Raw genomic sequence first — 15344 nt, 5'->3', positions numbered from 1 at the left:
GGTGCCGTGAAGCTCCTGCTCAACCTCATCTGGCTCGTGTTCGGCGGGCTGTGGCTCGCGCTCGGCTACGTCGTCGCCGGGATCATCTGCTGCGTGCTGGTCGTGACCATCCCGTTCGGCATCGCGTCGTTCCGCATGGCGTCGTACGCGCTGTGGCCGTTCGGCCGGACGATCGTGGACCGGCCCACCGCCGGCGCGATGTCGACGATCGGCAACGTCGTCTGGATCCTCGTGGCCGGCTGGTGGCTGGTGCTCGGGCACCTGACGACGGCGCTCGCGCAGGCGGTCACGATCATCGGGATCCCGCTGGCGATCGCGAACCTCAAGATGATCCCGGTCTCGCTCGTGCCGCTCGGCAAGCAGATCGTGCCGACGGACCGCTCGCTGGCGGCGTACGGGCGCTGAGCCCCGCGCGACCGCGCCCGCGTCAGCCCGCCGCGTGCCGCAGGACCACGACGAGGGCGCCCACGCCCAGTAGGGCCGCGGCCAGCGCGGTGGCGCCGAGCGCCCCGCCGCCCGGCGTGCGCGCGCCGGCGGGCACCGGCGCGCCCGGCCCCCGGTCGGGGTGCGTGTCGTCGACGACCGCCGACCAGAGCACGGCGCGGCGCAGCCCGGTCCGGTCGAGAGCGAGCGCGCCGAGCAGGCCGAGCGCGGTCAGCACCCAGACGGACGCGCCGAACCACGGCTCGAGCACACGGCTCGCGACCAGGGAGCCCACCGCGACGGACAGCGAGGTGCGGCGCCACGCGAGGGCCGTCCGCTCCGGCTGCGCCCCGGGGGCGGCGTCGCGCGGCCCGCTCGCGGTGCTCACCGCAGCAGCAGCCCGACGAGCACGAGCACGCCGGCCAGCGCGACGCCCGCGGCGAGCGGCCCGCTGAACGCCGGCGCCGGCAGCGGCTGCCGCTCGCGCAGCGCCCGTTCGGTGCGTGCCCAGCCGGCCCACGCCTGAGCCGGCGCCGCGATCCCGAGCAGGATCAGCAGCACGGCGGCCGCGAGGCGCAGGTGCGGCTCCACGGGCAGGTCCAGCGCCTCGAGGGCGACGCCGCCCGCCAGCAGCGCGAGCGCCGTGCGGACCCAGGCCAGGAACGTCCGCTCGTTGGCGAGCGAGAACCGGCCGTCGGGCTCGGTGCCGCGGGTGTACACGCGCCGGGGGAACCGGCGGCCGGTGGGCGCGGTCACGCCGCGGGGACCGTTCCCGGGACGCCGACGGGGGCCGGCCGTGCGCCGAACACCGCCGTCCCGACGCGCACGATGGTGGCTCCCTCGGCCACGGCGGCCTCCAGGTCCCGGCTCATGCCCATCGACAGCTCGACGGCGTCACCGGTGCCCGCCTCGCCGCTGCCGGCGACCTCGTCCCGCAGGTCGCGCAGCGCGGCGTACCCGGCGCGGACGGCCCGCTGGTCGGAGGTGTTCGCGCCCACCGTCATGAACCCGCGCAGCCGCAGCCGGTCGTGCCCCGCGACGGCGCGGACCACGTCGAGCGCGTCCTGCGGGGCGGCGCCGTGCTTGGTCGGCTCGCCGGAGACGTTGACCTGCACCAGCACGTCGAGCGTCCGGTCGTCGTCGGCGCACCGGCGCGCGAGCCGGTCGGCCAGCGCGGGGGAGTCGACGCTCTGCACGCAGGTCGCCCAGCGCAGGGCGGCGTTCACCTTGTTGGACTGCAGCGGCCCGATGAGGTGCAGCTCGGGTGCGAGGTCGGCGAGCTCCGGCCCCTTGGCGACGAGCTCCTGCACCCGGTTCTCGCCGAGCAGCACCCGGCGGGCGGCACCGGCCGTGGTGGCCGCGCCGGCGAGGTCGGCGAGCACGGCCGCGCGCACCGTCGCGGCGTCCTGGGTCTTGGTGGCCAGCAGCAGCCGGACGGCGCCGGCCGGGCGGCCCGCGGCGGACTCGGCGGCTGCGATCCGGGAGCGGACACGGGCCAGCCGCTCCGCGAGCTCGGTCGCGCCGGTCGTCATGTGCCCGACCCTATGCGCTCGCGCCCGCCGCCTCAGCCGCGCGCGATGTCCGCGACCGTGGCGGACGTCAGCCGGATCAGGTCGTCCGGGGCCAGCTCGACGTCGAGCCCCCGGCGCCCGCCCGACACGAACACGGTGTCGAACAGCTGCACCGTCTCGTCCACGACCGTCGGGTGCGCCGACCTCTGGCCGAGCGGGGAGATGCCGCCGACCACGTACCCGGTCGCACGCTCCGCAGCGGCGGGGTCCGCCATCACGGCCTTCTTGCCGCCGACGGCGTGGGCGAGCGCCTTGAGGTCGAGCTTGCCGGCGACGGGCACGACGGCCACGGTCAGCGTCCCGTCGACCGAGGCCATGAGGGTCTTGTAGACCTGCTCCGGGTCGATGCCCAGCACCTCGGCGGCCTCGAGCCCGTAGCCGACGGTGCTGCGCGGGTCGTGCTCGTAGGCGTGCGCGGTGTGCGGGACCCCGGCGGCCGTCAGCGCGACCAGCGCGGGCGTCCCGGACGGCGGCTGCTTGCGGCTCACGGGGCCAGCCTAGGGCGCGCGACCCCGCCGCCGCGGTGCTGCTACGGTGCGGAGCAGCACGGGAGTCCGGTGAGCCGGGCTGAGAGGGAGTACTCGAACTCCGACCGTTGAACCTGATCTGGGTCATGCCAGCGCAGGGAGCGACATCGCAGGATGCCGGGCACCCGTCCGCCGTCCTCCCGTGCTGATCCGACCAGCACAGGAGGACGCATGATCCCGGCACCGTCGTCGACACCCACCCGGCCCGCGGAGGCCGCCGACCTGGTCGCCGACCCGCTCCGGTTCGGGGTGGGTGCCCGCGTCACCGTCGCCGTGATGTCCGACCGGTACGCCGACACGATCCTCGGGGTGCTCGGCTCGGTGGCGACGGACGGCCTGCTCGTCGAGACGGGCGACGTCAGCACCTACGTCGGTGGCGACGAAGCGGACCTGCTCCGGTACCTCACGGACCTCGTGGACGCGGTGGCCGCCACCGGCGAGCACGCCGCCGTCACGCTGCACCTGTCGCGCGGCTGCCCGGGCGAGGTGCGCTGCGCCCTGCCGGGCGGCGCGGGTCCGCGGGCCGTCGCGCTGCCACCGGGCCGGCGCACCGGCCGACCCGGTGTGGCGGAGTGGGCGCTCTACCCCCTGGCCGACGACGTCCGCGCCGGGGTCGTGCCCGACCACATGCGGGACATCGAGGCGGCGATCGACCTGGCCCGGGCGAGCGGCACCTTCCGGGGGTCCGCGCACTTCGTCACGCGGCTCGAGGGCGACGTCGGCGCGCTCGTCGAGACGGTGGTCGGCGCGTGGGCGCGCGTGGGGCGCGGCGTGCAGCACGTGACGAGCCACGTCACGTTCTCGCTCAACAGCCCGACCCGGACCCGTGGCTGACGGCGCCCCGCGCGGGCGGCGCCGCGAGCCGCTCGCGCTGAAGGACATCGTGCTGATGGTCGTGCTCGGGGTGGTGTTCGGGTTCCTGTACTGGGCGCTCGTCCAGGCGTGGAACGGCCTCGCGGTGCTCATGGGGCCCGCGGGCGACCTCGCGCAGCACGTGCTGCTCGGCGGGTGGCTGCTGGTGGCCCCGGTCGCCCTCGCGATCATCCGGCGACCCGGCGTGGGGATCCTCGCCGAGGTGATCGCCTCCGTGGTGGAGGTGGTGTTCCTCGGGTCGCCGGTCGGGCCGCTGCTGGTCGTCGCCGCGCTGCTGCAGGGCCTCGGCAGCGAGATCCCGTTCGCGCTCGGCCGGTACCGCCGGTTCGGCTGGGGCCGGTTCGCCGCCTCCGGGCTGCTCGGCGCCACGCTGGTGTTCGCCTGGTCGGCGTTCCGGTTCGGCTGGTACGGGCAGGACGTGCTGGTGCTGCGGCTCGTGCTCCAGGCCGTGTCCGGCGTCGTGCTGGGCGGCCTGCTGGCCAAGGTCGTCGTCGACGCGCTGCACCGCACCGGGGTGCTCGACGGCTTCGCGATCGGGCGCGCCGCGGCCGCCGGCCGCCCGGTGCTCGAGCGCCGTGCGGGCTGAGGAGGACGAGGGGACGCCGGCGGCGCCCGCGCCCGTGCTCGAGGTGGCCGGGCTGGAGGCCGTGCTGGACGGCGGCGCCGGGATCGGCCCGGTCGACCTGCGGCTCGCGCCGGGGGAGCAGGTGCTCGTGCTCGGGCCCTCGGGTGCGGGCAAGTCCACGCTGCTGCGCTGCCTGCACGGCGCGGTGCCGCACGCCGTGCCCGCGCACGTCGAGGGGCGGGTCGTCGTCGCCGGCCGCGCGGTCGCGGAGCACGGCGTCGCGGCGCTCGCGGACGTGGTCGGCGTGCTCGCGCAGGACCCCGAGACGGGTGTCTGCCTGGCGGACGTCGCGGACGAGGTCGCGTTCCCGCTGGAGAACCTCGGGACGCCCCCGGCCGCGATCGGGCCCGCGGTCGAGGCGGCGCTCGGTGCGGCCGGCGCCGGTCACCTGGCGGGGCGGCGCACGGACGCCCTGTCCGGCGGCGAGCTCCAGCGGGTGGCCCTGGCGGCCACGGTGGTCGCCGGACCTCGGCTGCTGCTGCTCGACGAGCCCACGTCGATGCTGGACGCGGACGGCGTGGCGGCGGTGCGGGACGCGCTCGCCGCCGCGCGGGGTGCGACCGGGGCGGCGAGCGTGCTGGTGGAGCACCGGCTCGACGCGCTCGCGGGCGACGCGGGGGTCGCCGGGCTGCCCGGCCGGTGGGTGGTGCTGTCGGCCGACGGGCGGGTGACGCACGACGGCCCCGCGGCCCGTGTGGCGCAGGAGGCGGGCCCCGAGCTGCTGGCCCGCGGCTGCTGGCTCCCGGAGGACGTCGAGATCGCGGCGGCCCTCGGCGGCGTCGTCGGCGGGCCTGGTCAGCGCGAGCGGGTCCTGGCCCTGGCGGCCGCCGCACCGGGGGCGCCGGCGGGAGCGCCCGCGCCGCGCGGGGAGGTGCTGCTCGCCGCGCACGGCCTGGCGGTCGGACGCGGCGGCCCGGCGCGCCGTCGCGGCCGTCGTGGCCGGCCCTGGCGCCGCGGCCCCGCGCCCGAGCCGGTGCTCCGCGAGGTGGAGCTCGAGCTGCGCGCCGGCGAGGTGGTGGCGCTCGTCGGGGCGAACGGCGCCGGGAAGTCGACGCTGCTCGCGTGCCTCGCCGGTCTGCTGCCGCCCCTGGCGGGCGTCGTCGGCGGGTCGCGCGCGGGGCTGGTGCCCCAGAACCCCGAGCACCAGCTCGCGGGGCGCACCGTGCGGGAGGAGGTCGCGGTCGGGCTGCCGCCGGGACCGGCGACGGACGCGCGGGTGGCCGCGGCGCTCGCGCGGTTCGGCCTCACCGGGCTCGGGGACCGGGACCCGCACCGGCTGTCCGGCGGCGAGCAGCGCCGGCTGAGCCTGGCCGCGATGCTCGTGCACGACCGCGCGGTCCTGCTGGCCGACGAGCCGACGTTCGGGCTCGACCGGCACGGGTCGGCGGCGGTGCTGGGGGCGCTGACCGACGAGGCCCGGGCGGGGCGCGCCGTCCTGCTCACCTGCCACGGCCTGCGCGCGGTGGCGTCGGTCGCCGACCGGGTGCTCGTGCTGGCCGAGGGCCGGCTGGTCGCGGACCTCGACCCGCTCGGGCTGCTGCGGGACCCGCGGCTGCTCGCGGCCGCGCGGCTGCGTCCGTCGCGGCTGCTGCGCTGGCTCGCCGAGGCGGCCGACGACGCGGGCCGGCTGCGGGACGCGCTCGCGGCGCTGGACGCCCGCGGGACGACCGCCGCCGGTGCGGGGAGCGCAGCGACGGCCGGGCCCCCGGCGTGCGACCGGGCGGGGGTGCCGGCCCCGTGAGCCCGCTGGAGTCGCGCAACCCCACGGTCAAGCTGCTGCTGGTCGTCGCGGTGTCGGTGGTGACCCTCGCCGTGCTGGACCCCGCCACCCTCGCGGTGCTGTACCTGCTCGGCCTCGCGGGCGCGCGCTGGGGCGCCCGGGTCGCGCCGGGCCGGCTGCTGCTCGCGCAGGTGCCGTTCTGGACGTTCGGCGTCGGCGTGCTGCTGGTGAACGCGCTCAGCCGGCCGGGCGAGGTCCTGGTCACGGGCGGACCGTTCCGGGTGACGCACGAGGGCCTCATGGTCGGCGCCGCGCTCGCGCTCCGCGGGTGCGTGATCGGCGTCGCCACCGTCGCGTTCCTCGCCAGCACCCCGCCCCGGGACCTGATGGTCAGCCTGGTGCGGCACGCCCGCCTGAGCCCGCGGTACGCGTACGCGCTGCTCGCGGGCCACCGGATGCTCGCCGGCCTGCCTCGGCAGTGGGCGACGATCCGGGCGGCGCAGCTCGTCCGCGCCCCGCTCGGCCGGCGCGGGCAGCCGCGGGAGGGGTGGCGCGGGCTCGGGCGCTCGGCGTTCGCGCTGCTGGTCGCGTCGATCCGGGCGTCGGAGCGGGTCGCGCTGGCGCTGGAATCCCGGGGGCTGTCGGCCGGCCCGCGGACGGTGTGGCGCCCGGTGCCGCTCGGCGCGCGGGACGCCGCGCTCGCGGGCGGGGTGCTCGGGGCCGTCGCGCTGGTGGTCGCCGCGGGGGCCGGCCTCGCGTGAGGCCGGGGCGCCCTCCGGCGCCGAGGGGGACCGGGGCGTCAGACCGCCAGGCCCACCAGCGACCCGATGCCGTACGTGACCAGCATCGCGAGCGAGCCGCCCACGACGTTGCGCAGCACGGCACGGCCGGTCGGCGCGCCGCCGAGGCGGGCGCTGACGGACCCCGTCACGACGAGCGCGAGGGCGACGGCGACGAAGGTCGCGACGATGCGGCCGCCGCCCCACGGGGCGAGGACGACGAGCAGCGGGACGATGCCGCCGGCGAGGAACGCGAGGAAGGAGGCGACCGCCGCGTGCCAGGGGTTCGTCAGCTCGGCCTCGGCGCCCAGCAGGCCGTGCGACCGCAGCACCTTCTCGGCGTCGCGCTGGCTGCTGACCGACACGTACTCGCCGGCGGCCATCGACAGGGCCCCGGCGGCGAGGGCCGCGACGCCGGCGATGGCGAGCGCGCTCACCTCGGTGGCGGCGCCCGCGACGCCGACGACGGTGGCGGCGACGGAGACGACGCCGTCGTTCGCGCCGAGCACGCCGGCGCGCAGCCAGTTGAGCCGGCTCGCGGTCGGCAGCTCCGCGACGGTGGCCGCGGGGACGACCGGGGCCGGGTCGTCGGCGGCAGGGGTGTCACCGGCGACCCGGCGCTGGGGAGCGGCCGCCGGGGTGCGGTCGCGGTCCAGGAGGTGGCTCGACAGGGTCGTCATGGCACCCACGCTAGGCCGGTTCTGACACCGTGTCATCACAGGAAAGGCTGCCCTGACCTGCGCAAACGCAGGATAGGCTTCCCTGATCTGGAACGGGTCCAGGTGTCGTCGCAGGTCAGGGGGACGTCAGAGCGGGCCGACGTCCAGCACCCGCAGGACGACCTCGCCGGCGGCGTCGGAGGCCGGCAGGTCGACCAGGGCGTCGATGCGCCAGTCGTGGTCGCCGGCGGGGTCGTCGAGGAGCTGCCGGACGAACCACAGGTCCCCGCGGGCTCCCGCCTCGCCGTGCGCGGACGGCCGCTCGTCCACCTGGAACAGCGCCGGCCCGCGCGCCGCCGGCCCGGTGAGGATCTCGTCGTGGTCGTCGTAGAACGGGTCGAGCGCGTCGCGCCAGCGGTCCGCCGTCCACGGCCGGTCCTCGGCGTCCTGGTCGCCCAGGGCACCCAGCGCCGGGTACGCCTCCCGCGCCGCGAGGTCGACGCGCCGGAACAGCGCACCACGCACGAGCGCCCGGAACACCCGGCGGTTCGTCGTGACCGGCGGGGGAGCGTCGTCCTCCGGCCGGGACCCGGCGACGGTGGCGTCGTCCAGGTCCTCCGGGTGCGCGAGGCGCTCCCACTCGTCCAGCAGGCTCGAGTCCGTGCGGCGCACCAGGTCGCCCAGCCACTCGATGATCTCGTGCAGCTCCTCGGTCCGGGCGTCCTCCGGGATGGTCTGCCGCAGCGCCCGGAACGCGTCGGCGAGGTACCGCAGCAGCACGCCCTCGGTGCGGTCGAGCTGGTACAGCGACACGTACTCCGCGAACGTCGCGGCGCGCTCGTGCATGTCGCGCACGACGGACTTCGGCGAGAGCTCGTGGTCGGCGACCCAGGGGTTGGTCTGCTTGAAGATCTGGAACGTCCCGACCAGCAGCTCCGCCAGGGGCCGCGGGTAGGTCACGTCCTCGAGCAGCGCCATCCGCTCCTCGTACTCGATGCCGTCGGCCTTCATCGCCGCGACGGCCTCGCCGCGGGCGCGGTTCTCCTGCGCCGCGAGCACCTGACGCGGGTCGTCCAGCGTCGCCTCGATGACCGACACCACGTCGTGCGCGTAGCCCGGGTCCTCGCGGTCGAGCAGGTCGAGCGCGGCGTAGGCGAACGGGGACAGCGGCTGGTTGAGCGCGAACGTCGGGGGCACGTCGAGGGTGAGCCGCACGGTCCGGCGCAGCCGCTCCGGGCCGGGCCCGGGCTCGACGACGCGCTCGATCACGCCGGCCGTGCGCAGGGACCGGTAGATCGCCACCGCCTGCCGCACCAGCCGGCCGCGCGAGGCCTCCGGCTCGTGGTTGTCGAGCAGCAGGTGCCGCATCGTCTCGACCGGGTCGCCCGTCGGCCGCGCCAGCACGTTGAGCACCATGGCGTGGGTGACGGTGAACGACGACGTCAGGGGCTCGGGCTCGGCGTCGCGCAGCCGCTCGAACGTCTTGTCCGTCCAGTTCACCATCCCGGGCGGGGCCTGCTTGCGGACGATCTTCTTGAGCTTCTTCGGGTCGTCGCCCGCCTTGGCCAGGGCCCGGCGGTTCTCGATGACGTGCTCCGGCGCGAGCACGAGCACCTCGCCGGTGGTGTCGAAGCCCGCGCGGCCCGCGCGCCCGGCGATCTGGTGGAACTCCCGGGCCGACAGGTGGCGCATCCGGGTGCCGTCGTACTTCACGAGCGACGTCAGGAGCACGGTGCGGATCGGGACGTTGATGCCGACACCCAGGGTGTCGGTGCCGCAGACCACGCGGAGCAGGCCCTTCTGCGTCAGCCGCTCCACCACCCGGCGGTACTTGGGCAGCATCCCGGCGTGGTGCACCCCGACGCCGTGGCGCAGCAGCCGGGACAGCGTCCTGCCGAACCCCGGGCCGAACCGGAAGTCGCCCAGCTCGTCGGCGATCCGGTCGCGCTGCTCGCGGCTGGCGAGCGTCATGGACAGCAGCGCCTGCGCGCGCTCGACGGCCTCCTTCTGCGTGAAGTGCACGACGTACACCGGCGACCGGCCGGTCTGCACCAGCATCTCCAGCAGCTCGTGCAGCGGCTCGACCTCGTACGAGAACGACAGCGGCACGGGCCGCACCGCGTCGTCCACCACGGCGACGGGCACGCCCGTGCGGCGCTCCAGGTCCTCCCGGAAGAACGTGACGTCGCCCAGGGTCGCGGACATCAGCAGGAACTGCGCCCGCGGCAGCTCCAGCAGCGGCACCTGCCACGCCCAGCCGCGCTGCGGGTCGGCGTAGAAGTGGAACTCGTCCATGACGACCTGGCCGATGTCCGCGTCCGGCCCCTGGCGCAGCGCGAGGTTCGCGAGGATCTCGGCCGTGCAGCAGATGATCGGGGCGTCGGGGTTCACCGCGGAGTCGCCGGTCATCATGCCGACGTTCGCCGACCCGAACGCCTCGACCAGCGCGAAGAACTTCTCGCTCACGAGCGCCTTGAGGGGCGCGGTGTAGTACGTCCGGCGGCCCTGGGCGAGCGCGACGAAGTGCGCCGCCGTCGCCACCAGGGACTTCCCGGACCCCGTGGGTGTCGACAGGATGACGTGCGAGCCGGTCACCAGCTCCAGCAGCGCCTCGTCCTGGTGCGGGTAGAGCGCCAGCCCCTGGTCCTCCGCCCAGCCGGTGAACGCCGCGTACAGGGCGTCGGGGTCGCGCGGATCGTCGGGGACCCGGTCGGCGAGGGTCGATCGGGAGGCAGCCACCCGGCGATCCTTTCACGGCGGGGTGCGCCCTACAGTGGGCGACCATGAGCGCCGCCGAACCCGCCCCGCCCGCCGTCGAGATGTGGACGGACGGCGCCTGCAAGGGCAACCCCGGCGTCGGGGGCTGGGGGGCCCTGCTGCGGTCCGGCGGGCACGAGCGCGAGCTGTTCGGCGGCGAGGCCGTCACCACCAACAACCGCATGGAGCTCACGGCCGTCATCGAGGGGCTGAAGGCGCTGAACCAGCCGTGCCGGGTCGACCTGCACGTCGACTCGCAGTACGTCATGCAGGGCGTGACGAAGTGGATCGCGGGCTGGAAGCGCAACGGCTGGCGGACCGCCGACAAGAAGCCGGTGAAGAACCAGGACCTGTGGCAGGCGCTCGACGAGCAGGTCGCGCGGCACGCGATCTCCTGGCACTGGGTGAAGGGCCACGCGGGCGACCCGGGCAACGAGCGCGCGGACGAGCTCGCGAACCGGGGCGTCGACCAGGTCCGCGCGGGCTGACGCGGCCGGGACGGATGGTCCAGACCAGTTACGCTGCACCCGTGCCCAGTGCCGGGCACGGACACGTCACCCCGGAGGTCGCCCCCATGGAACGTCCCGTCGTCGTCGCCATCGCCGAGGGCCTGCACGCCCGCCCCGCCGCCCTGTTCGTCGCGGAGGCCGGCAAGCAGCCCGTCCCGGTCACCGTCCGCAAGGGCGACGCCGCCCCGGTGCAGGCCGCGAGCATCCTCGGGATCATGACCCTGGGTGCCGCCGCGGGCGACACCGTGGTGCTGGCCACCGAGACCGACGGCCCCGAGGCCGAGGCCGCGCTCGACGCCCTGGAGGCGTTCCTGCTGCAGACCGAGATCGCCTGACCCGGCCGCACCGACCGGTCCGACACCGAGCGGTCCGCGGCACGACGCAGGGCCCCGACCACGTGGTCGGGGCCCTGCGTCGTGCCGGGGGCGGCCGGTCCCGGGTGGGACGCGCCGCCGGCGTGGCCCGCACCACGCCGGCGCCGCGTCGGGGGTCGCCCCCTGCCGGCCCGGCGGGTGGGCGTCAGGCGGTGCCCCCGTCGCTGCGGCGACCCGGGTCGACGGCTGTGGGCGGTGCGGTGGCGGTGGCCGTGCCGGCGGGCACCGTCTCCGCCCGGTCCGCCGCGACGTCGCCGGCGCCCTCGGCCACCGGGTCGTCCTCGCGGCCGGGGGTCTTGAAGTTGAACCGCGTGATCATGAACCGGAACAGGAAGTAGTAGATGACCGCGTAGACGAGGCCGATCACGATGATCAGCAGCGGCTGCTCGGCGATCCGGAAGTTCAGCAGGTAGTCGATGGCGCCCGCCGAGAACCCGAATCCGCTGCGGATGTCGAGCGCGTTCACCAGCGCCAGCGAGGTGCCGGTCAGCACCGCGTGGATCGCGTACAGCGGGTAGGCCACGTACACGAACGCGAACTCGAGGGGCTCGGTGACGCCGGTGACGAAGGCGACCAGCGCGGCGGAGCCCATGATGCCGGCGATGACCTTGCGGTTCTTCGGCTTCGCGGTGTGCACGATCGCCAGCGCGGCGGCGGGCAGGGCGAACATCATGATCGGGAAGAACCCGGTCATGAACGTCCCGGCGGTCGGGTCGCCGTGCAGGAACCGGGCGATGTCGCCGTGCCACACGTCGCCGGACGCGTCGGTGTAGTCGCCGAACTGGAACCACGGCAGCGAGTTGAGCAGGTGGTGCAGGCCGAACGGCAGCAGCAGGCGGTTGAGGGTGCCGAACACGAACCCGCCGACGACGGTCGACCCGGTGACCCAGTCGCCGACCGCGGTGAACCCGGCGTCGAACGCGGGGTAGATGAGCGCCGCGACGACGGCGATGAGCACGGCCGCACCGGCGGTCACGATCGGCACGAAGCGCCGGCCGCCGAAGAACGCCAGGTAGGCCGGCAGCTTGATCCGGTAGTACTTCTGGTACAGCAGGGCGGCGACGAGGCCGATGACGATGCCACCGAGCACCCCGTAGTTGATGAGCTCCTGGCTCGGTGCGTCGAGGCCTTGCTGGACGGCGTGCAGGACGAGCGCGTTGTAGTCGCCGGTGCCGGCCGCGTCGAGCGCCGCGGGGTCCGCGGACCCGAGGACGCCCTCCGCCGTGACGGCGTCGGGCTCGCCGAGGATGTACGGGGACAGCGCGTCGGTCACGCCCTTGAACACCAGGTACCCGACGAGCGCCGCCAGGCCGGTCGAGCCGTCCGACTTGCGGGCGTAGCCCACCGCGACGCCGAGCGCGAACAGGATCGGCAGGTTGCCGATGAGCGCGTTGCCGGCGGCGGCGAGCACGTCGGCGACCGGCAGCAGCCAGTCCGCGTTCGCGCCCAGGCCGTCGGCGCCGAGCATGTCGGGCTGCCCCAGCCGCAGCAGCAGCGCGGCGGCGGGGAGCGAGGCGATCGGGAGCATCAGCGACCGGCCGACGCGCTGCAGCTGCGCGAGGCCGGGGATCCCCCGCTTGGGGGTGTCCACCGTGGTGGCGGTCATGGGGTGTCTCCTCGTCGAGCGTCGGACCCGCAGCCGGGTCCGTCCGGTGCGGGAGGGGTGCTCCGCCGGCTGGTCGCGCCGGCGGTCGGAGCGCGTGCGCCGGGCGGCGGGAGGGGGCCGACTTGCGTGCAGCCCGGCCCGTCCGGCAGGTTGTCTGGACCAGTTGCGGTCAGAGTGGTCTAGACCGGAAGATGTGTCAAGCACCACACCGGCGACCGCCGGGCGGTCCGGTGCCCGGACGACGTCGACCGAGTGGGAGGGTGAGGCCGTGCACGCAGAGCAGCCCCGCACCGCCCCCGCGCCGGCCCCCCGGGCGACGCACAAGCACCAGGCCGTCCGGTCGTACCTCGAGGAGCTCGTCGAGCGCGAGCTGGCCGTCGGGGACGCCGTCCCGTCCGAGCGCGCCCTGTGCGAGCGGTTCGGCGTGTCGCGGATGACGGTCCGGCAGGCCGTGGACGCGCTGGTCGGCGACGGCGTGCTGGTCCGCGAGCAGGGACGCGGCACGTTCGTCGCCCCGCAGCGCATGGACTTCGAGATGCGGCTGACCACGTTCGGCGAGGAGATGCGCCGCCGCGGCATGCGCCCCGACACCCGGGTGCTCGACGCGCTCACCGTGCCCGCGTCGGCGGAGGCGGCCGACGCGCTGGGCACAGAGGCCGGCGCCCCGTTGCACCACCTGTGGCGCGTCCGGTTCGCCGACGGCACGCCGATGAGCATCGAGCAGCTCTGGGTGCCGGTGGCACTGGCGCCGGACCTGTTCGCCGGCGGCCCGCCGCCGAGCCTCTACGACGCGCTGCGCGAGGTCGGGCTCGCCCCGTCGTGGGGCGAGGAGACGCTGACGGCGTCGGAGGCCTCCGACGAGGAGGCCGCGCTGCTCGACCTGCGCGGCACCCGCGCGGTGCTGCGCGCGACCCGCCGCACGTTCAGCTCCGACACCCCGTGCATGTACTCGCGCGCCTGCTACCGCGGGGACCGGTACAGCGTGTGGGTGCCGCTCAGCACGCCGAGCCCCGCGCTCGTCCCGCGCGTGCGCGACGCCGCGCGGTACGACACCGTCGAGGCTGCCCCCGCGCCCGCCGGCGCAGCGGGCGCGGACGCCGGTGCCGCGGCGTCCGCCACGCCCCGCCGCGCCGAGGTCGTCGGGGCACGACCGTGAAACCAGGGAGGACCCGCATGGCACGACCCGACACCGACCAGGCCGCGGCGATCCTCGCCGGGCTCGGCGGGGTGGACAACATCGACGAGATCGAGCCGTGCACCACGCGCCTGCGCTCCCTCGTCAAGGAGCCGTCCCGCGTGGACACGGCCGCCCTGCGTGCGGCCGGGGCGTTCGGGGTCATGGTGTCCGGCAGGGTGGTGCAGGTGGTCATCGGGCCGAGCGTCGACACCCTCGCCCTCGACCTGGCCGACCTGATGTGACCCGCCCCCGCAGACCCCACCGACCGAGCACCGAAGGAGACACACCATGAGCAAGGCCGAGCAGATCCTCGCCGGACTGGGCGGGGACGCCAACATCGTCGACCTGGAGCCGTGCATCACCCGGCTGCGGGTCGAGGTGGAGGACCCGTCGAAGGTCAGCGAGCCCACGCTCAAGGCCGCGGGCGCCATCGCGGTCATGCAGTCCGGCACCGTCGTGCAGGTGATCGTCGGCCCCGAGGCCGACACCCTGGCCTCCGACATCGAGGACCTGCGCTGATGGCGGCCCTGACCGTCCTCGCCCCCGTCGCCGGCGCCGTGCGGGCGCTCGCGGACGTCGACGACCCGGTGTTCTCCGGGGAGATCGTCGGGCCCGGGCTCGCGGTGCAGCCCGACCCGGACACCGGCCACGCCGTCGTCGCGCCGGTCGCCGGCACCGTCGCGAAGCTGCACCCGCACGCGTTCGTGCTGCTCGCCGAGGGCGGGCGCGGGGTGCTGGTGCACCTCGGCATCAACACCGTGCAGCTGGGCGGGGAGGGCTTCACGCTCCACGTCGCCGAGGGGGACGTCGTCGAGCAGGGCCAGCTCCTGGTCGAGTGGGACCCGGCCGCGATCGAGGCCGGCGGCCGCTCCGCGATCTGCCCGGTGATCGGCCTCGAGGCGCAGCCCGACTCGCTGACCCGGCTCGCCGAGCCCGGGACCACGGTCGCCGCGGGCGACCCGCTGCTCTCGCTGGCCTGAGCCGCCCGGGACGGCCGGCCGCGCACGGGTGCGGCCGGCCGTCCGAGGTCCCGGCCCGCGTCCCGGCGCCCGCCCCGGCGCGGACGCCATACTGGGTCGATGCTGCCCCGAGCGTCCACGCGGGACCGGGTCCGCGCCCTGCCGGCGCTGACCGGCAACCTGCCCGAGGTCGACCCCTACGCGCTGCCCGCCGACCCGGTGGAGGCGTTCGAGGAGTGGTTCGCCGCGGCGGTCGACGCGGGCGTGCCGGAGCCGCACGCGATGACCCTGGCGACGGTCGGTCCGGACGGGACGCCGAGCGCGCGGGTGGTGCTGCTGGCGGACCTGGCCGACGGCGCGTGGGTGTTCGCCACCGACGCTCGCACCGTGAAGGCGCGCCAGCTCGCGGGGAACCCGCGCGCGTCGCTGTCGTTCTACTGGCAGCTGCTGGGCCGGCAGGTGCGCGTCGTCGGGACGGCCCGCGTGCTCGACGAGGCGACCTGCGCGGCCGACTTCCTGCGGCGCTCGCCCAGCTCCCGCGCGGCGGCGCTCGCGTCCCGGCCGGGGGAGGTGCTGCACTCGATCGACGAGATGACCAGCGCCGTGGTCGCCGCGCGCGCCCGGGTGGACCGCGAGCCGCGGCTCGTCGTGCCGACCTGGCAGCTCTGGGCGGTCGAGGCCGACGAGGTGGAGCTGTGGCAGGGCGACTCGGACCGCGCGCACCTGCGGGTGCAGTACGAGCGCGCGGACGGCCGGTGGGCGCGGCACCTCGGCTGGCCCTGACC

At 76.1% G+C, this 15344-nt stretch carries 19 protein-coding genes and 1 riboswitch; of the genes, 12 read left to right on the top strand and 7 right to left on the bottom strand.

Features of this window, described 5'->3' with window-relative positions:
- The first annotated feature begins 6 nt into the window (after positions 1–6).
- Positions 7–405, top strand: a complete 399-nt coding sequence (locus AAHH18_RS09145) for a YccF domain-containing protein (RefSeq protein ID WP_283320960.1) — start codon at positions 7–9, stop codon at positions 403–405.
- Positions 406–427: 22 nt separating this feature from the next.
- On the opposite strand, the gene AAHH18_RS09140 is transcribed toward AAHH18_RS09145, so the two are convergent.
- Genes AAHH18_RS09140 through ybaK form a run of 4 tightly spaced genes read right to left on the bottom strand, consistent with a single transcriptional unit; the run spans position 428 to position 2482 of the window.
- Positions 428–811 (bottom strand): DUF202 domain-containing protein, encoded by a 384-nt coding sequence (locus tag AAHH18_RS09140; RefSeq protein ID WP_343301397.1) that lies wholly within the window; start codon positions 809–811, stop codon positions 428–430.
- Complete coding sequence (locus AAHH18_RS09135) at positions 808–1179, bottom strand: YidH family protein (protein ID WP_283320958.1); 372 nt, start codon at positions 1177–1179, stop codon at positions 808–810. Before AAHH18_RS09135 ends, AAHH18_RS09140 begins: the two co-directional genes overlap by 4 nt.
- Positions 1176–1955, bottom strand: a complete 780-nt coding sequence (locus AAHH18_RS09130; RefSeq protein ID WP_283320957.1) for a YggS family pyridoxal phosphate-dependent enzyme — start codon at positions 1953–1955, stop codon at positions 1176–1178. The genes AAHH18_RS09135 and AAHH18_RS09130 overlap by 4 nt, the downstream gene beginning before the upstream one ends.
- A gap of 32 nt (positions 1956–1987) precedes the next feature.
- Positions 1988–2482: a Cys-tRNA(Pro) deacylase gene (gene ybaK / locus AAHH18_RS09125; protein ID WP_343301396.1), complete on the bottom strand. Its 495-nt coding sequence runs from the start codon at positions 2480–2482 to the stop codon at positions 1988–1990.
- Between the two features lie 48 nt (positions 2483–2530).
- Positions 2531–2639: riboswitch (TPP riboswitch) on the top strand.
- Positions 2640–2692: 53 nt separating this feature from the next.
- On the opposite strand from ybaK, the gene AAHH18_RS09120 reads away from it, so the two are divergent.
- The 4 genes from AAHH18_RS09120 to AAHH18_RS09105 are packed head-to-tail and all read left to right on the top strand — an operon-like array spanning position 2693 to position 6500.
- A complete protein-coding gene (locus tag AAHH18_RS09120; RefSeq protein ID WP_343301395.1) occupies positions 2693–3355 on the top strand; it encodes a YkoF family thiamine/hydroxymethylpyrimidine-binding protein in 663 nt (220 codons plus the stop codon).
- Entirely contained in the window at positions 3348–3980 is a 633-nt protein-coding gene (locus AAHH18_RS09115) for an ECF transporter S component (protein ID WP_283320954.1), read from the top strand. The genes AAHH18_RS09120 and AAHH18_RS09115 overlap by 8 nt, the downstream gene beginning before the upstream one ends.
- Positions 3970–5760: an ABC transporter ATP-binding protein gene (locus tag AAHH18_RS09110; protein WP_343301394.1), complete on the top strand. Its 1791-nt coding sequence runs from the start codon at positions 3970–3972 to the stop codon at positions 5758–5760. The genes AAHH18_RS09115 and AAHH18_RS09110 overlap by 11 nt, the downstream gene beginning before the upstream one ends.
- On the top strand, positions 5757–6500 hold the full coding sequence (locus tag AAHH18_RS09105) for an energy-coupling factor transporter transmembrane component T family protein (protein ID WP_343301393.1): 744 nt from the start codon (positions 5757–5759) through the stop codon (positions 6498–6500). The genes AAHH18_RS09110 and AAHH18_RS09105 overlap by 4 nt, the downstream gene beginning before the upstream one ends.
- A gap of 38 nt (positions 6501–6538) precedes the next feature.
- On the opposite strand, the gene AAHH18_RS09100 is transcribed toward AAHH18_RS09105, so the two are convergent.
- Complete coding sequence (locus AAHH18_RS09100; RefSeq protein ID WP_343301392.1) at positions 6539–7198, bottom strand: VIT1/CCC1 transporter family protein; 660 nt, start codon at positions 7196–7198, stop codon at positions 6539–6541.
- Between the two features lie 126 nt (positions 7199–7324).
- A complete protein-coding gene (locus AAHH18_RS09095) occupies positions 7325–9916 on the bottom strand; it encodes a DEAD/DEAH box helicase (protein ID WP_343301391.1) in 2592 nt (863 codons plus the stop codon).
- 44 nt (positions 9917–9960) lie between these two features.
- On the opposite strand from AAHH18_RS09095, the gene rnhA reads away from it, so the two are divergent.
- Both rnhA and AAHH18_RS09085 read left to right on the top strand, forming a co-directional pair.
- A complete protein-coding gene (gene rnhA, locus AAHH18_RS09090) occupies positions 9961–10422 on the top strand; it encodes a ribonuclease HI (protein WP_255596142.1) in 462 nt (153 codons plus the stop codon).
- An 86-nt stretch (positions 10423–10508) separates the two neighbouring features.
- On the top strand, positions 10509–10778 hold the full coding sequence (locus AAHH18_RS09085) for an HPr family phosphocarrier protein (protein WP_283320949.1): 270 nt from the start codon (positions 10509–10511) through the stop codon (positions 10776–10778).
- A 184-nt stretch (positions 10779–10962) separates the two neighbouring features.
- Here AAHH18_RS09085 and AAHH18_RS09080 read toward each other — a convergent pair whose 3' ends face one another.
- Complete coding sequence (locus AAHH18_RS09080; RefSeq protein ID WP_343301390.1) at positions 10963–12423, bottom strand: PTS transporter subunit EIIC; 1461 nt, start codon at positions 12421–12423, stop codon at positions 10963–10965.
- Between the two features lie 268 nt (positions 12424–12691).
- Between AAHH18_RS09080 and AAHH18_RS09075 the strand changes: the two genes are divergently transcribed.
- The 5 genes from AAHH18_RS09075 to AAHH18_RS09055 all read left to right on the top strand — a co-directional run bounded on the left by AAHH18_RS09075 (position 12692) and on the right by AAHH18_RS09055 (position 15342).
- Entirely contained in the window at positions 12692–13579 is an 888-nt protein-coding gene (locus tag AAHH18_RS09075) for a GntR family transcriptional regulator (protein ID WP_343301389.1), read from the top strand.
- A gap of 17 nt (positions 13580–13596) precedes the next feature.
- Positions 13597–13842 (top strand): PTS glucose/sucrose transporter subunit IIB, encoded by a 246-nt coding sequence (locus tag AAHH18_RS09070; protein WP_283320946.1) that lies wholly within the window; start codon positions 13597–13599, stop codon positions 13840–13842.
- Between the two features lie 46 nt (positions 13843–13888).
- Positions 13889–14119 carry a PTS transporter subunit EIIB gene (locus AAHH18_RS09065; protein ID WP_222171790.1) on the top strand — a complete coding sequence of 77 codons (231 nt, stop codon included), beginning with the start codon at positions 13889–13891 and terminating at the stop codon, positions 14117–14119.
- The gene (locus tag AAHH18_RS09060) at positions 14119–14580 is read left to right on the top strand and encodes a PTS sugar transporter subunit IIA (protein WP_343301388.1); all 462 of its coding nucleotides are present in this window, start codon (positions 14119–14121) and stop codon (positions 14578–14580) included. Before AAHH18_RS09065 ends, AAHH18_RS09060 begins: the two co-directional genes overlap by 1 nt.
- A 99-nt stretch (positions 14581–14679) precedes the next feature.
- Entirely contained in the window at positions 14680–15342 is a 663-nt protein-coding gene (locus tag AAHH18_RS09055; protein WP_283320944.1) for a pyridoxine/pyridoxamine 5'-phosphate oxidase, read from the top strand.
- The last annotated feature ends 2 nt before the right edge of the window (positions 15343–15344 follow it).

It is taken from the genome of Cellulomonas olei (genome assembly GCF_039548315.1).
Lineage (GTDB): Bacteria > Actinomycetota > Actinomycetes > Actinomycetales > Cellulomonadaceae > Cellulomonas.
This window is presented reverse-complemented; position numbering and strand designations above follow the sequence as displayed.

What these genes read in the sequence shown, in the direction of transcription:
- AAHH18_RS09130 (WP_283320957.1), bottom strand. Translation starts at nt 1,955, where the DNA reads ATGACGACCGGCGCGACCGAGCTCGCGGAGCGGCTGGCCCGTGTCCGC.
- AAHH18_RS09120 (WP_343301395.1), top strand. Translation starts at nt 2,693, where the DNA reads ATGATCCCGGCACCGTCGTCGACACCCACCCGGCCCGCGGAGGCCGCC.
- AAHH18_RS09100 (WP_343301392.1), bottom strand. Translation starts at nt 7,198, where the DNA reads ATGACGACCCTGTCGAGCCACCTCCTGGACCGCGACCGCACCCCGGCG.
- rnhA (WP_255596142.1), top strand. Translation starts at nt 9,961, where the DNA reads ATGAGCGCCGCCGAACCCGCCCCGCCCGCCGTCGAGATGTGGACGGAC.
- AAHH18_RS09085 (WP_283320949.1), top strand. Translation starts at nt 10,509, where the DNA reads ATGGAACGTCCCGTCGTCGTCGCCATCGCCGAGGGCCTGCACGCCCGC.
- AAHH18_RS09080 (WP_343301390.1), bottom strand. Translation starts at nt 12,423, where the DNA reads ATGACCGCCACCACGGTGGACACCCCCAAGCGGGGGATCCCCGGCCTC.
- AAHH18_RS09070 (WP_283320946.1), top strand. Translation starts at nt 13,597, where the DNA reads ATGGCACGACCCGACACCGACCAGGCCGCGGCGATCCTCGCCGGGCTC.
- AAHH18_RS09065 (WP_222171790.1), top strand. Translation starts at nt 13,889, where the DNA reads ATGAGCAAGGCCGAGCAGATCCTCGCCGGACTGGGCGGGGACGCCAAC.
- AAHH18_RS09060 (WP_343301388.1), top strand. Translation starts at nt 14,119, where the DNA reads ATGGCGGCCCTGACCGTCCTCGCCCCCGTCGCCGGCGCCGTGCGGGCG.
- AAHH18_RS09055 (WP_283320944.1), top strand. Translation starts at nt 14,680, where the DNA reads ATGCTGCCCCGAGCGTCCACGCGGGACCGGGTCCGCGCCCTGCCGGCG.